This window comes from Coralloluteibacterium thermophilum (genome assembly GCF_042654365.1).
Classification (GTDB): Bacteria; Pseudomonadota; Gammaproteobacteria; order Xanthomonadales; family Xanthomonadaceae; genus Coralloluteibacterium; species Coralloluteibacterium thermophilum.
In genome coordinates, this window is the sequence record NZ_JBHSGG010000051.1 from 31571 (window position 1) to 47280 (window position 15710).

Sequence of the window (15710 nt, forward strand, 5' to 3'; positions counted from 1 at the left end):
GGAGCTCGTAAATGAAGAAGAAACTCCTCGGCCTCGCCCTGCTCGGCGCAATGGGCGCGGCGTCCACCGCGATGGCGCAGGACTACGACGACCGCTGGTACGTCGGCGCCGCCGCCGGCTACAACTTCCAGGACTCCGATCGCGGCACCAACAATGCCCCCTTCGGCGAGCTCAGCTTCGGTCGTTTCCTCAACCCGAACTGGTCGCTGGACTTCACCCTGAACTACCAGAACCCGAACTTCGACCACAACCAGGATCTCTGGTGGAGCCAGTACGGCGCCTCGGTCGATGCGCGCTACCACTTCCGCGATGCGACCGCCGACCAGACCTGGTGGCCGTACCTGCGCTTCGGCCTCGGCCTGCAGCGTTCGGAGGAGGAGTTCGACATCACGCCGGATCCGCGCTCGCCCGGCCAGCGTCGTGACAACTACCTCGCCGCGAACGTCGGCGTCGGTCTCCAGGCCGACTACGGCCGCACCGCGCTCCGCACCGAAGTCGGCGCCCGCGTCAACTTCGACGACTCGAGCTTCTACGCTCCGAACGAGAATCGCTTCGTCGATGCCTTCGCGTCGGTCGGCCTGATCGTCAAGCTCGGGCCGGAGCCCGCCGCGCCGGTCGCTCCGGCTCCGGTCGCTCCGCCGCCGCCGCCGCCGCCGCCGGCTGGTCCCTGCGATGGCATGGACATCCCGCCGGGTACCCCGGTCGGTCCGGACGGCTGCCCGGTGCCGGTCACCATCGACCTCCGCGGCGTGAACTTCGACTTCGACCGCGCCACCCTGCGTCCGGACGCGATCTCGGTCCTGAGCGAGGCGGTGCAGGTCCTGCAGAACTACCCGGATCTGCGCGTCGAGGTGGCTGGCCACACCGACTCGATCGGTTCCGAGGAGTACAACCAGCGTCTGTCCGAGCGTCGCGCCCGCGCCGTGTACGACTACCTGGTCCAGCAGGGCATCAACCCGTCGCGCCTGGTGGGCCCGGTCGGCTACGGCGAGAGCCGCCCGATCGCGCCGAACACCAACCCGGACGGCTCGGACAACCCGCAGGGTCGCGCCGAGAACCGCCGTACGGAGCTGAACGTCCAGAACTGATCCACGTTCCGGATGCTGTAGCCTACGAAGCCCGGCCCTGTGCCGGGCTTCGTCTTTTGCGATCTTCACAAAGGAAGTTTGCCTTTTCCCTTGAATGGGTTGCGGCACCTTCCTTAGTATCCGCAGCAAGTCCTCCGCCGAGTCCGCCGCCATGTCCCGTCTGCTGCCCGCCCTCGTTCTTTCCCTTGCGGTCCTGCCCGTGCACGTGGTGCAGGCCGAGACCTCGCCGGAGTGCTCCGGTGCCGTCGTTCCGCAGCCGCGGCCCGTGCGGCCGACGGGCATCCCTGCCGTCGCGATGGAGCTCCCCGGTGGCGGCGTGCAGCTCGGCGCGCCGGTCGGCGCGCTCGCACGCGCCAGCGACGAGATGCTGTCGGTCGACCGTGTGCTGCTGCGCCTGCGGCTGGAGGGGTGCCAGAACGTCGCGGCCGCGCCCGCCTACCAGAAGCGCACGGAGTGGGACAACACGCCCTACCGCTTCAATGCGGGAACCAAGTTCACCGCCGCCGAATTCGATGCATGGATGAAGTCGCGCGGCATCACCATCTCGCGCGCGCCCGCGGCCACGCCGGCCGCCCCGGCGCCGGCCGAGGGCGCGGCGCCCGAGCCGGCGGCCGATACCGCCAACTGATCGATTGCGCTGCCGCCGGCAGCGCCGAGGAGTCCACGATGCCCGCCCACGTGGCGGGCATCGTGCGTCGTTGGGGGCGGGAAATGTCGAAGACGCCGGAGTCCGGTGGGCGGTCACCGATGCGCGGCCCGCGCTATGGCCTCGCACGCGTGCTGTCCAAGCGCGGCTACTGCTCGCGCAGCGAGGCGGAGCGGCTGATCGTCGCCGGGCGCGTGCGGGTCGACGGGCGTCTCGTTCGCGACCCCGAGGCGCCCACCGATCCGGTCCGCGCCCTCATCCGGGTCGACGACGCCGCGGCGCCGGTCGCCGCCGCGTCCGGCGTCTACCTGGCCCTCAACAAGCCGCGTGGCCTGGTGACGACGGCGCGCGACGAGCGCGGCCGCGACACCGTCTTCCGCTGCCTCGAAGGCGCAGGGCTGCCGTACGTGGCACCGGTGGGGCGCCTGGACCAGGCCAGCGAGGGCCTGCTGCTGTTCACCAACGACCCGGGCTGGGCCGCCGGCATCACGTCGCCCGAGAGTGCCCTGCTCAAGACCTACCGCGTGCAGGTGGACGCGCCTATCGAGGCGGCGCGGGCGGCGGCCATCGCCGAAGGCGTCCGGGACGGCGACACCTTCCTCGGCGTGCACGCCCTGCGCATCCTCCGCGCGAATCCGCGCACCACCTGGCTGGAGATCGAGCTCGACGAGGGCCGCAACCGCCACATCCGGCGCCTGCTCGGCGCGCACGGGCTCGGCGTGCTGCGCCTGATCCGCGTCGCGATCGGTCCGCTCGAACTGGGCGCGCTGCCGAAGGGCGCATGGCGCCCGCTGGCACCCGGCGAGGTCGCGGCGCTGCGCGTGCGCGCGTAGCCGCCCGCGATGGGGAGGCTGGCGCCGCGGGCGTCCGGCCGTCAGTCCTTCAGCGCGCCCAGCTCGCGTCCGACCTTGACGAAGGCCTCGATGGCGCGGTCGAGGTGGTCGCGGGTATGGGCGGCCGACATCTGCGTGCGGATGCGTGCCTGTCCCTTGGGCACGACGGGGAAGAAGAAGCCGATCGCGTAGATGCCTTCCTCCAGCAGGCGCTCGGCGAAGCGCTGCGCCAGCGGCGCGTCGTAGAGCATGACCGGGACGATGGGATGCTCGCCCGGCTTGAGGTCGAAGCCCGCGGCCGTCATGCGCGCGCGGAAGTAGGCCGTGTTGGTCTTGAGGGTCTCGCGCAGGTCGTCGGCCTCGGCCAGCATGTCGAACACCTCGATGCCCGCCGCGACCACGTGGGGCGGCAGCGAGTTCGAGAACAGGTAGGGGCGCGAGCGCTGGCGCAGCATCTCGATCACCTCGCGCCTGGCGGTGGTGAACCCGCCGAGCGCGCCGCCCAGCGCCTTGCCGAGGGTGCCGGTGACGATGTCGATGCGGTCGAGCACGCCGCGCACCTCCGCCGAGCCGCGGCCGGTGGCGCCGAGGAAGCCGGTCGCGTGGCACTCGTCGATGTGCACCAGGGCGTCGTACTTCCGCGCCAGCTCGGTGATCGCGTCGAGCGGCGCGATGAAGCCGTCCATCGAGAACACGCCGTCGGTGGTGATCAGGATGGTGCCGGCGCCGTCGGCGCGCGCCTGCTTCAGCTGCGCCTCGAGGTCGGCCATGTCGCAGTTGGCGTAGCGGTAGCGCCTGGCCTTGCACAGGCGCACGCCGTCGATGATGGAGGCGTGGTTGAGGGCGTCGGAGACGATGGCGTCGTTCTCGCCCAGCAGCGGCTCGAACAGGCCGCCGTTGGCGTCGAAGCAGGCGGCGTAGAGGATGGTGTCCTCCTGCCCGAAGAAGTCGGCGATCCTGGCCTCGAGCCGCTTGTGCAGGTCCTGGGTGCCGCAGATGAAGCGGACCGAGGCCATGCCGAAGCCGTGGGTGTCCAGCGCGCGCTTGGCGGCCTCGATCACCCGCGGGTGGTCGGCGAGGCCGAGGTAGTTGTTCGCGCAGAAGTTGAGCACCCGACGCCCGTCCTCGAGCTCGATCTCCGCCGACTGCGGCGAGGCGATGACGCGCTCGCGCTTGAACAGCCCCTGTTCGCGGATGCTGTCGAGTTCGGTGGCGTAGCGGGCGGTGAGGGACATGGCGGGCTCGCGGGAAAATCGGGCCCGCCAGTGTATCGGAGCGCCCGTCGTGCAGGCGCCCGCCGGCCGTCCTTCAGCGCAGCGCGGCGTCCTCGCTGGCCACGGCGGCGCCCAGCACCGGGCTCGCATAGGGCGGCGCGCCGGGGTAGGGCGCCCGGGCGACGATGCTCCAGCCGCGGCGGGTCAGTTCGCGCTCGGCGCGCTCGCTGATGCGGCCGCCGATCAGCACCGTCCGGTAGCTGCGGTCGCCGATGCCGCGCGCGTCGAACCAGGCCTCCATCTGCGGCGTCCAGCTGAGGTAGTCCACCGGCAGCGGCAGGATGAACTCGCGCTGCGGCGTCTCGTAGGCGAGGATCGCGCCCTGCGGGACGAAGCGCCCGCCGCGGGCGGCGTCGCCGAAGTGGTGCTCGATCATGCCGAGGGCGTCGACGACGAAGCGCGTCTCGATGCCGCTGCGCGCCATCAGCGCGGTGTCGATCAGCGCCTCGCAGCCGCCGGCGGGCGCGAGGCGGAGCAGGCGGTCGATCAGCAGCGTCTGGCGCTCCAGGCCGAAGCGGCCGCGCCGGATGAACAGGTAGCGCTGGTCCTCGTCGGCGCAGTGGCGCGCGAGTCGCGCGTCGTTGTAGGCGCGCGCGTCCTCCTCGGGCATGCGCAGCACGTGCGTGTTGAGGTCGCCGGCGGTGCCGATGACGTCGGAGGCGCCGACCGTCAGCAGGGTGAAGGCGCGATCCACGCCCAGCCGCCCGATCGACGCCATCCAGGCGAGGCGGTCCAGCCGCGGGCGGATCAGCGGGTTGTCGGTCTCGGGGTTCACGCCGAGGCGGCCGGCGATCTCGCGGCGCAGGCGGTTGACCCGCAGCTCGCCGCGCACCAGGCGCACGCTCTCGTCGGTGACGTCGTTGTCGTACCAAGGATCCTCCTCCTCCGGCGTGTCCGGCAGGGGCGCGCGCCACGCGCTCATCGGCGCGTCCACGTCCCGATAGGCCGAGCCGTTGTGGAAGATGTGGTCCTCGGCGCGCGAGCCCAGCTTGACCGCGCGGTCGCGCACGCTGCGCAGACGCTCGCCGAAATAGCGCACCACGCCGCCCGGCAGGCCGACCACCGTGTCGACCGGGTTGCTCACCACGTTCCACAGCGCGCGGGCGGGCGCGGAGACCTGTTCGAGCGCGACCTCGCCGAGCACCTCGGTCACCGCGGCGTTCTGCATGACCTCGACCGCCGGCATCTCGGCGATGCGCTCGGCCAGCACCTGCACGCTCTCGGCCTCGATCGTTCCCCAGTCGGTGTCGATCAGGAAGCGCGCCTGGTAGCCGTGCACCTGCGCCATCGGCCGGACGCTCCAGGTCGGGCCGTTGAGCAGTTCCTCCGCGACCAGCTGGTAGGCGGGGAGCCGCGGCTCGTCCTCGGCGCCCGCGGCCGGACCGGCGCCCAGGCACGCGGCCAGGAGCAGCCCCGCGCAGACGGCGCGCAGGCGGAAGGGCAGCGGCGGGGAGGCGGCGGGCTCGGGCATGGCGGGGACGGACATGGCCCCTCATTGTCCATGCCCCGACGCCGTCGGGAACGGGGGGCGCGCGCCCGCGCTGCCTGCGATTCAGCCTGCCGGCGCGGAGCTCACCAGGTGCAGACGACCTTGCCGCAGCGGCCCTCGGCCATCAGGTCGAAGCCCTTCTGGAAGTCGTCGATGTGGATCTGGTGCGTCAGCACCTTGCCCAGCGGGAAGCCCGACAGCACCAGCTGGGTGGCCTTGTACCAGGTCTCGTACATGCGCCGGCCGTAGATGCCGTGCAGGGTCAGGCCCTTGAAGATGATCTTGTCCCAGTTCGCGCCGGCGCCGTTCGGCAGGATGCCCAGCAGGGCGATCTTGCCGCCGTGGTACATGCAGTCGAGCATGTCGTTGAAGGCCTGCGGGTTGCCGCTCATCTCCAGCCCGACGTCGAAGCCCTCCATGTGCAGGTCGGCCATGACCGCCTTGAGCGGCGTCTTGGCGACGTTGACCACGCGGGTGGCGCCCATGTCGGCGGCGAGCTTCAGGCGGAAGTCGTTGACGTCGGTCACGACCACGTTGCGGGCGCCGATGTGCTTGCAGATGCCCGCGGCGATCACGCCGATCGGGCCGGCACCGGTGATCAGCACGTCCTCGCCCACCACGTCGAACTCCAGCGCGCAGTGCGCCGCGTTGCCGTAGGGGTCGAAGAAGGCGGCCAGCTCCGACGGGATCGCGTCCGGGATCGGCCACAGGTTGCTGGCCGGCATCACGATGTACTCGGCGAAGGCGCCGGCGCGGTTGACGCCGATGCCCACCGTGTTCGGGCACAGGTGCTGGCGCCCGGCCCGGCAGTTGCGGCAGTGCCCGCAGACGATGTGGCCTTCGGCCGAGACCCGGTCGCCGACAGCGTAGCCGGTGACGCCCGGCCCGAGCTCGGCGATGCGGCCGACGAACTCGTGGCCGATGACCAGGCCCGGCTTGATCGTCCGCTGCGACCACTCGTCCCACTTGTAGATGTGCAGGTCCGTCCCGCAGATCGCGGTCTTCTCGACCTTGATCAGCACCTCGTTCGGACCCGGCACCGGCACCGGCACCTCCTCCATCCAGATCCCTTCTTCCGGCAGGCGCTTGACCAGGGCCTTCATGGTGGCGGACGACATCGGGGCGGGACCTGCTGGGTGTGGGGAGGCGGGGGAGTATAGCTTTTGGGGTAAGGCGGGAAGGGTGGGGCGGGAGGCGGGAGGAGCCGGGAATCGGGAATCGGGAATGGCGGGCCATGCCGGTCCGGAAAGGCGTTGATCCAGCCGGACCGAAGTGAAACCGCCGCTGGTCGCGCCCCCAGGTCCCGATTCCCGATTCTCGCCCCACCTTTCCCGCTTTACCCCAGGAGCCATGACCCCCGGCACATCCGCCTCCTCCCCGTGGCTGCCTATGGTCACGGATTCGCCTCGTTCCGACCGGAGCTCCCGTGCGCCTGCGTGCCCTTGCCGTTTCCCTGCTCGCGGCAGTCGCCGCGTCCGCCGCCCACGCCGACGAGGGCATGTGGCAGCCGCACCAGATGGCCGAGCTCGCCGGCACGCTCGCCGCGCGCGGGCTGGAGATCGATCCGGCCTCGCTGGGCGACCTCACCGCGCACCCGTTGAACGCGGTGATCGGCTTCGGGTTCTGCACCGCGAGCTTCGTCTCGCCGCAGGGCCTGGTGGTGACCAACCACCACTGCGCCTACGGAGCCATCCAGTACAACTCGACGCCCGAGCGCGACCTCATCGCCGAAGGCTTCCTCGCCCGCAGTCTCGAGGAGGAGCTGCCGGCCGATCCGTCCATGCGCGTCTACGTCACCGAGGCGATCGAGGAAGTCACCGACCAGGTGACCGGCGGGCTGGCCGCCGACCTTTCCGACCGCGCGCGCTTCGACGCCATCGCCGCGAACTCCAAGGCGCTGGTCGCGGATTGCGAGGCCACGGCCGGCTACCGCTGCGAGGTCTACAACTTCTTCGGCGGCCTGCGCTTCTACCTGATCCGGCAGATGGAGATCCGCGACGTGCGGCTGGTGCACGCGCCGCCGGAGGCCATCGGCAAGTTCGGCGGCGACGAGGACAACTTCGAGTGGCCGCGGCACACCGGCGACTACAGCTTCATGCGCGCCTACGTGGGCCCGGACGGCAAGCCCGCGGCCTACAGCGAGGACAACGTGCCCTACCGGCCCAGGAGCTGGCTGCGGGTGGCCGCGGACGGCCCGGCCGAAGGCGACCTGGTGATGGTCGCCGGCTATCCCGGCAGCACCAACCGGCACCGCCGGGCGAGCGAGGTGGCCGACATCGTCGACTGGCGCCTGCCGACGCTGATCGACTACCTGCAGGAGCAGCTCGCCGTCATCGCGCGCGAGACCGAGGGGCGCCCCGACGCGGCCATCAAGTACGCGGCCACCGTCGCCAGCCTCAACAACGGGCTCAAGCTCTACTCCGGCCAGCGCGACGGCTTCGCACGCATCGACGCCGTCGCCGACAAGCGCGCCGACGAGGCCGCGCTGGCGGCGTGGCTGCGCGAGGCGGGCGACCGTAGCGCCCAGCTCGACGCGCTGGAGGGCCTCGAGCGGGAGATCGCCGCGGCGCGGGCGACGCGCGAGCGCGACCTCTGGGTCGGCGCGGTCGCCAGCGGCGGCCTGGTCGGGACCGCGAGCAGGCTGTACCGCCAGGCCCGCGAGAACGCCAGGCCCGATGCCGAGCGCGAGCCCGGCTTCCAGGCGCGCGACCGCGCGCGCAACGAGGCGCAGCTGCGCCAGCTCGAACGCCGCTACGACCCGCAGGTGGATCGCGCCCTGCTGGCGATGAAGCTGCGCCGCTATGCGGCGCTGCCGGCCGAGCAGCGCGTGCCGGAACTCGACGCCTGGCTGGGCCTGCGGCCGGGACGGACCGGGGTACCCGACCTCGACGCCCGGCTCGACGCGCTGTACGCCGGCAGCGGCCTCGGCGAGACGGAGAACCGCCTGCGCTGGTTCGAGGCCGATGCCGCCGCCTTCGAGACGGCGGACGACGCAGCCATCCGGCTGGCCGTCGCGCTGGCGCCGGCGCTCGAGCGCATCGAGGACGCGGCCAAGGCCCGCGACGGGCGCCTCTCGGTCCTGCGCCCGCAGGCGATGCAGGCGGCGCTCGACCACAGCGCCGCGCAGGGACGCCCGGTCTATCCGGACGCGAACAACTCCCTGCGCATCACCTTCGGCAGCGTGCAGGGCTACTCGCCGCGCGACGCGGTGGCCTACGCGCCGTTCACCACGCTGGGCGGGATCGTCGAAAAGCACACCGGCGAGGACCCCTTCGACGCCACCCGCGCCCAGCTCGACGCCATCGCGGCGGGCGCCGGGGCCGGCTACGCGGCGCCGGGGCTCGGCGCGGTGCCGGTCAACTTCCTGAGCGACGTGGACACCACCGGCGGCAACTCCGGCTCGCCCACCCTGAACGCGCGCGGGGAGCTGGTCGGCCTGCTGTTCGACGGCAACTACGAAAGCCTGGCCTCCGACTACGTGTTCAACCCGGCGGTCACCCGCTCCATCCACGTGGACGCCCGCTACATGCGCTGGGTGATGGACACCGTCTCCGGCGCGCACAACCTGCTCGACGAGATGGGCCTGCCGCACGGGGAGGCGGTCCGATGAGCCGCCGCACCGCAGTCGCCGTCGCGTTCGTCCTGGCCTGCGGCAGCGCCGCCGCCGACGAGGGCATGTGGCTGCCGGCGCAGCTGCCCGAGATCGCCGACAGCCTGCGCGCCGCCGGCTACCAGGGCGATCCGGCCGAACTCGCCGACCTCACCCGCGCGCCGCTCAACGCCGTGGTGCGGGTCGGCGGCGGCACCGGCGCCTTCGTCTCGCCGGAGGGGCTGGTGCTGACCAACCACCACGTCGCGCTCGGGGTCGTCCAGTACAACTCCGGCGAGGGCCGCGACCTCATCGAGACCGGCTACGTCGCCGCGGACCGCCATGCCGAGCTGCCGGCCAACCCGGACTACCGCGTGCTGGTGACCACCGGGTTCGAGAACGTGACCGGACGCGTGCTGGCGGAGGCGCAGGGGCGGACCGGGCGCGACTACTACGACGCCGTCGACCGTGCCTCCAAGGCGCTGGTGGCCGAATGCGAGGCGCAGGGCGACGTCCGCTGCAGCGTCGAGACCCTGTTCCACGGGCGCGACTTCTACCGCGTGACCCAGCTCGAGCTGCGCGACATCCGGCTGGTCTACGCGCCGCCGCGCGGCATCGGCAACTACGGGGACGAGATCGACAACTTCATGTGGCCGCGGCACAGCGGCGACTTCACCCTGCTCCGCGCCTACGTCGGGCCGGACGGCCGGCCCGCCGACCCCTCGGCGGACAACGTGCCCTACGCGCCGCCGTCGCACCTGCGCCTGGCGCGCGACGGACTGGCCGAGGGCGACTTCGCCATGCTCGCCGGCTACCCGGGGATCACCTACCGCCATCGCACCGCGGCCGAGTTCGACGAGCAGGTCAACTGGCGGCTGCCGGCGCAGGTCGAGGTGCTCGACGCGCTGATCGCGACCATCGAGGCCGCGGGCGCCGGGAACGCCGATGCGCGTACCCGCTACGCCTCGCAGCTCGCCTCGCTCAAGAACGGCAGCAAGCGCTTCACCGGTGAGCTCGAGGGCCTGCTGCGCAGCGACGCGGTGCGCGAGCGCGCCGAGGACGAGCGCGGCATGCTCGCTGCGGCCGACGGCACCGACCTGGCGGCGATCCGGGCGCTGCAGGCGTCCATTGCCGCGGCGTCCGCGCAGCGCGAGCGCGACCTGCTCGTGGGCTACCTCGGCAGCCAGACGCAGTTGCTGCGCGCGGCGCTGACCCTGGAGCGCCTGCGGATGGAGTCGGCACGGCCCGACGCGGAGCGCGAGCGCGGCTACCAGGCGCGCGACCACGGGCTGATCGAGGGCCAGCTCCGGCAGGTGCAGCGGCGCTACGCGCCCGAGGTCGAGACCGCCCTGCTGCGCACCCTGCTCACGCGCTACCAGCGGCTGCCCGACGCGCAGCGCCTGCCCGAGCTCGACGCCGCCTTCGGGCGCACGCCGGAGGCGCTCGACGCGGTGCTGGCGCGCCTCTACGGCGGCACCGCCCTCGGGACCGAGGCCGAGCGCCTGGCGCGCTTCGAGGCGGCGCGGGCCGGCCGTGGCATGGAGCCCGACCCGCTGCTCGACCTGGCCGCCGCGCTCACGCCGGCCCTGCAGCGGCTGGAGGACGCGCGCAAGGCGCGCGAGGGCGAGCAGCTGCGGCTGCGTCCGGCCTACATGCACGCCCTGGTGGCGTGGCGGCGGCAGCAGGGCAGGGCGGTGTACCCCGACGCCAACCGCACCCTGCGGGTGAGCTACGGCCGGGTGGAGTCGCTGGCGCCGCGCGACGCCGTGCGCTACGCGCCGCTGACGCGGGTGGAGGGCATCGTCGAGAAGAACACCGGCAAGGCGCCCTTCGACGCGCCGCAGCCCCTGCTGGACGCCATTGCCGCGCGCCGTTTCGGCGACTACGTGGAGCCGGCGATCGGCAGCGTCCCGGTCAACTTCCTCACCAACCTCGACACCACCGGCGGCAATTCAGGCTCGCCGGTGCTCAATGCCCGCGGCGAGCTGGTCGGGCTCAACTTCGACAGCAACTGGGAGTCGGTCAGCGCGAGCTGGAAGTTCGACCCGCGCTACAAGCGCGCGATCCACGTGGACATGCGCTACATGCGCTGGCTCATGGACGAGGTCTATCCCGCACCGCACCTGCTGCGCGAGCTGGGCGTTCCCGCCGCGCGCTGACATCCTGCCGCCACTCATCCACGCCCCGCGGCCGCGGGGCGCGAACATCCGGAGCACCGCATGACCCTTCGTTTCCATCCGCTCGCCGCCGCGCTCGTCGCCGGCCTCGTGTTCCTGCCGGCCCGCGCCGGCGCCGTCGAGGGCATGTGGGTGCCCCAGCAGCTGCCGGAGATCGCCGGTCCCCTGCGCGAGGCCGGCCTGACCCTGCCGCCGGAGCAGCTGACCGACCTCACCGCCCACCCGATGGCGGCCGTGGTGAGCCTCGGCGGCTGCACGGCGAGCTTCGTCTCGCCGGAAGGCCTGGTGGTGACCAACCACCACTGCGCCTACGGCTCGCTCCAGCTCAACTCCACGCCGGAGCGCGACCTCACCACCGAGGGCTTCGACGCCCCGACCCTCGCCGACGAGATCAGCGGCGGCCCGAACGCGCGCATCTACGTCACCGAGTCCATCACCGACGTCACCGACCAGGTCCGCGCGGCGCAGGCGGATGCGCGCGACGGCGCCGCCCGCCAGGCCGCGACCGAGGCGCTGCAGAAGCGCATGGTGGCCGAGTGCGAGCAGGGCGGCGGCTACCGCTGCACCGTGTACGCGTTCTTCGGCGGGCTGGAGTACCGCCTGTTCCGGCAGATGGAGATCAAGGACGTGCGCGTGGTCTACGCACCGCCTGCCGGCATCGGCGCCTACGGCGGCGACATCGACAACTGGATGTGGCCGCGCCACACCGGCGACTTCACCTTCCTGCGCGCCTACGTCGACAAGGACGGCCGCCCGGTGCCCTACGCCGAGGACAACGTGCCCTACCGGCCGAAGCACTGGCTGCGCATCGGCGAGGAGGGCCTGGAGGCGGGCGACTTCGCCATGGTCGCCGGCTACCCGGGGCGCACCTTCCGCTACGCGCTCGCCGACGAGTTCGAGCACACCCAGGGCTGGACCTACCCGGCGGGCATCGAGAGCTACCGCGCGCAACTCGACATCATCGAGGCGGCGGGCCGCGCCGACCGCGACGTCGAGATCAAGTACGCAGCCCAGGTGAAGGGGCTCAACAACTACCTCAAGAACATGACCGGCCAGCTCGAGGGCTTCGAGAAGGCCGATGCCATGGCAGCGAAGCGCCGCGACGAAGCGGCGGTGCTGGACTGGCTGCGCGGCCAGGGGCGCCAGGGCCGTCCCGCCCTGCAGGCCTATGAGCGCCTGCGCGCCGCCCATGCCGCCGAGCGCGCGACCCGCGAGCGCGACCTCGTGGTCAACGGCGTGCTCAACACGGGCCTGATCTCCACCGCCAACCGCCTGGTCCGCGCCTCCATCGAGAAGGCCAAGCCCGACGCCGAGCGCGCCAGCGGCTACCAGGTGCGCGACGCCGCGGCCTTCCGCGGCAACCTGGAGCAGATGGACCGTCGCTACGACGCCGGCGTGGACCGCCAACTGCTGGCCTACTGGCTGGGCCGCTACGTCCAGCTTCCCGCCGACCAGCGCGTGCCGGCCATCGACGCCTGGCTCGGCGGCAACGACGCCGCCGCGGTGGAGCGCGCGCTCGACGGGCTGTACGCGGGCACCCGCCTGGGCGACCGCGCGATCCGCCTCGGCTGGATCGACGCCGACTTCGAACGCATCCAGACCAGCGGCGACGCCGCCCTGCGCCTGGCCGTCGCCCTCTCGCCCTACCTGCTGGAGCGCGAGGCGCAGGCCAAGGCCGCGAGCGGCGAGGACATGCGCGACCGCCCGCTCTTCCTGCAGGCGGTGATCGACTACAACCGCAGCGAGGGCAGGGCGGTCTATCCGGACGCCAACTCCAGCCTGCGGATCACCTTCGGCAACGTCACCGGCTACAGCCCCGCGCCCGGCGTCGTCCACCAGCCCTTCACCCGGCTGGAGGAGATCGCCGATAAGCACACCGGCCAGGACCCGTTCGATGCCGGGCAGGCCCAGCTCGACGCCATCGCGGCCGGGCGCCACGGCAACCGCGCGTCCGCGGCCCAGGGCACGGTGCCGGTCAACTTCCTCACCGATCTCGACGTCACCGGCGGCAACTCCGGCTCGCCCACGCTCAACGCCAACGGCGAGCTGGTGGGCCTGGTGTTCGACATGAACTGGGAGAGCGTGGCCTCGAACTGGGTGTTCAACCCCGAACTCACCCGCACCATCCACGTCGACATCCGCTACCTGCTCTGGGTGATGGAGCAGGTGCAGCCGGCGCCGCGCCTGCTGGAGGAGATGGGCGTGCGTGGTTCCGAGGAGTGAGGGGGGCTCGCGGAGTGAGGGGGCTTGAGGAGTGAGTGGAGAGGAGTGAGTGGAGAGGAGTGAGGGCCGGTGCGCGCTCTTCCTCTTTCTCGCTCCTCGTCGCTCACTCCTGCCCTGACTCCCGCCTCTCCCACCGGTGCGACAATGTCCGGCCCTCCCTCCGGACCCACACGCCGTGCCCCAGTCCCTCGACGCCTGGCTCGACCGCATCGGCCGCCAGCATCCGCAGTCCATCGCGCTTGGGCTCGAGCGGGTGGGCGAGGTGGCGGCGCGCCTGGGCCTCGGGCGGCCCGCGCGGCGGGTGGTGACGGTCGGCGGGACCAACGGCAAGGGATCGACCGTGGCCTTCGTCGAGGCCATCGCCCGGGCGGCCGGCCACCGCGTCGGTGCCTACACCTCGCCGCACCTGCTGCGCTACAACGAGCGGGTGCGCATCGACGGCGCCGATGTCGGCGACGCCGATCTGGTCGCGGCCTTCGAGGCGGTGGAGGCCGCGCGCGGGGACACCCCGCTCACCTACTTCGAGTACGGCACGCTGGCCGCGCTCTGGTTGTTCGAACGTGCGGAGCTGGATCTGGCGGTGCTCGAGGTCGGGCTGGGCGGCCGGCTCGACGCGGTGAACCTCGTCGACCCCGACGTCGCCGTCATCACCACCGTCGATCTCGACCACGCCGAGTGGCTGGGCGAGGACCGCGAGGCGGTGGGGGCCGAGAAGGCGGGAATCATCCGTGCCTGGAAGCCTGTCGTGCTCGGCGAGCGCGATCCGCCGTCGAGCGTGCTGCGGCGCGCCTACGCCCTCGGTGCCTCGGCGATCCGCGCGCAGTGCGACTTCTTCGTCGACTCCGACCCGGACGGCGGCTGGCGCTGGCGCGAGCCGGGCTACGAGGTCGCGCTGCCGGACCCGGCCCTGGCGGCCCCGGTCCAGCGCGAGAACGCCGCCGCGGCCATCGCGGCGCTGCGTGCGCTCGATCTCGCGCTGCCCGACGCGGCGCTCGCCGCGGGCCTGCGCGCCGCGGTCGTGCCCGGCCGCCTGCAGTGCGTGCGGCACGGCGACGCGACCTTCGTGCTCGACGTGGCGCACAACCCGCAGGCCGCGCGCGAACTCGCGCGCTGGCTGGCGGCGAGCGCGGACCAGGGCGCGGTGCGGGCGGTGTTCGCGGCGCTCGCCGACAAGGACATCGCCGGCATCCTCGCGCCGCTCGCGGGCCAGGTGGTGCGGTGGCATCTCGCGGGGCTCGGCGGCGACACGCCGCGCGGCCTGGACGCGGCCTCGCTGCGCGCGCGGAAGGTGGGCGTCCTGCCCGCGGACGCGGTGGAGACCGCGCCCGACGTCGCCACCGCGCTGGCCGCCGCGCGCGCCACGGCCGCGCCGGGCGAGCGGATCCTCGTGTTCGGCTCCTTCTACACGGTGGCGGCCGCGCTGCATGCGCTGGAGGCCGAGGTGCCTTCGAGGTGAGTGCGGTGCGCTCCGGCGCGTGCCGGGCGCGCGCGGCGACGGCGGCCGCGCATCCGCATCGCGTCCCCGCGCGCACGACAGGCCCCGGAAAGCTGAAGCGTCGCCCGCCCGCGCCGCGTTCCCGTCGTACCCCGCGCGTATAATTCGCCGCACGCCTTCCGCCGGAGCGTCCTCGCGCGATGGATTCAGCCCTGAAACAGCGCCTGATCGGCGCCGCGGTTCTCGTGGCGCTCGCCGTGATCTTCGTTCCCATGCTGCTCGAAGGGCCCGCGCCCGAGGACGAGGCCAGCGATCTTCCGCTGACGCTCCCGGACGCGCCGGCGCGCGGCTACGAGACGCGCGAGCTGCCGCTGGCGCCCATCACGCCCGCGAACACCGCCGCGACGGCGGACGCCGACGGCGGCCAGACCGCGCCGACCGACGACTTCCGCCTCGCCACGGTCGAGGCGGGCGGCACGCCCGCGCCGCGGGTCGACGAACTGCCGCTGGCCGATGCCGAGGCGCTGCCGCCGGCCTCCTCCCGCGCACCCGCCGACGAGACGCCTCCGCCCGCGGCACCGGCGCCCGCCCCCAGCGCGCCGGCGACGCAGCGGCCGGCGGCCTCCGCGCCGGCGCCGGCCGCCGACGGCCAGGGCCGCTTCGCGGTCAACGCGGGCGTCTACAGCAATGCGGCCAACGCGCAGTCGCTGGTCGCCGCCTTCCGCCAGGCGGGGCTGCCGGCCTACGCCGAGAACACCACCTGGCAGGGGCGCCCGGCGCAGCGGGTGCGCGTCGGGCCCTACGCCATGCGCGCCGAGGCGGAGAGCGCGCGCCTGCGCGTGCGCGAGGTGCGCAGCGACGTCCCGACCGGCGTGGTCGCGCTGGATGCCTCGCCGGCCCCGGCCTCCGCGGCCGCGCAGCCCGCCGCGCGCGCTCCCGCGCCGGCGGCCCCGGCC

Annotated in this window: 11 protein-coding genes; 8 read left to right on the top strand and 3 right to left on the bottom strand. The window is 73.0% G+C overall.

All coding sequences use genetic code 11. From position 1 onward, the window contains the following. The first annotated feature begins 11 nt into the window (after window positions 1-11). The 3 genes from ACFO3Q_RS16685 to ACFO3Q_RS16695 all read left to right on the top strand — a co-directional run bounded on the left by ACFO3Q_RS16685 (window position 12) and on the right by ACFO3Q_RS16695 (window position 2567). Window positions 12-1088, top strand: coding sequence for an OmpA family protein (locus ACFO3Q_RS16685; protein ID WP_377006019.1), 1077 nt, complete (start codon window positions 12-14; stop codon window positions 1086-1088). A gap of 151 nt (window positions 1089-1239) precedes the next feature. Then, complete coding sequence (locus ACFO3Q_RS16690; RefSeq protein WP_377006022.1) at window positions 1240-1716, top strand: hypothetical protein; 477 nt, start codon at window positions 1240-1242, stop codon at window positions 1714-1716. Between the two features lie 83 nt (window positions 1717-1799). Next, a complete protein-coding gene (locus tag ACFO3Q_RS16695; RefSeq protein ID WP_377006041.1) occupies window positions 1800-2567 on the top strand; it encodes a pseudouridine synthase in 768 nt (255 codons plus the stop codon). 41 nt (window positions 2568-2608) lie between these two features. On the opposite strand, the gene kbl is transcribed toward ACFO3Q_RS16695, so the two are convergent. From kbl to tdh, 3 genes are all read right to left on the bottom strand, one after another. Further along, window positions 2609-3802, bottom strand: coding sequence for a glycine C-acetyltransferase (gene kbl, locus ACFO3Q_RS16700; protein WP_377006024.1), 1194 nt, complete (start codon window positions 3800-3802; stop codon window positions 2609-2611). 73 nt (window positions 3803-3875) lie between these two features. Continuing rightward, a complete protein-coding gene (locus ACFO3Q_RS16705) occupies window positions 3876-5327 on the bottom strand; it encodes a hypothetical protein (RefSeq protein ID WP_377006025.1) in 1452 nt (483 codons plus the stop codon). An 86-nt stretch (window positions 5328-5413) separates the two neighbouring features. Beyond that, window positions 5414-6433 carry an L-threonine 3-dehydrogenase gene (gene tdh, locus ACFO3Q_RS16710; RefSeq protein WP_377006043.1) on the bottom strand — a complete coding sequence of 340 codons (1020 nt, stop codon included), beginning with the start codon at window positions 6431-6433 and terminating at the stop codon, window positions 5414-5416. A gap of 323 nt (window positions 6434-6756) precedes the next feature. Here tdh and ACFO3Q_RS16715 point away from each other — a divergent pair, with 323 nt between their 5' ends. The 5 genes from ACFO3Q_RS16715 to ACFO3Q_RS16735 all read left to right on the top strand — a co-directional run. Further along, window positions 6757-8940 (top strand): S46 family peptidase, encoded by a 2184-nt coding sequence (locus ACFO3Q_RS16715; protein WP_377006027.1) that lies wholly within the window; start codon window positions 6757-6759, stop codon window positions 8938-8940. Continuing rightward, on the top strand, window positions 8937-11078 hold the full coding sequence (locus ACFO3Q_RS16720; RefSeq protein ID WP_377006029.1) for a S46 family peptidase: 2142 nt from the start codon (window positions 8937-8939) through the stop codon (window positions 11076-11078). Before ACFO3Q_RS16715 ends, ACFO3Q_RS16720 begins: the two co-directional genes overlap by 4 nt. Window positions 11079-11138: 60 nt before the next feature. Further along, window positions 11139-13319: a S46 family peptidase gene (locus ACFO3Q_RS16725; protein ID WP_377006031.1), complete on the top strand. Its 2181-nt coding sequence runs from the start codon at window positions 11139-11141 to the stop codon at window positions 13317-13319. A 175-nt stretch (window positions 13320-13494) separates the two neighbouring features. Further along, complete coding sequence (gene folC / locus ACFO3Q_RS16730) at window positions 13495-14775, top strand: bifunctional tetrahydrofolate synthase/dihydrofolate synthase (RefSeq protein WP_377006033.1); 1281 nt, start codon at window positions 13495-13497, stop codon at window positions 14773-14775. Window positions 14776-14954: 179 nt separating this feature from the next. Then, the coding region (locus ACFO3Q_RS16735) for an SPOR domain-containing protein (RefSeq protein ID WP_377006035.1) at window positions 14955-15710 on the top strand (756 nt) is incomplete at its 3' end.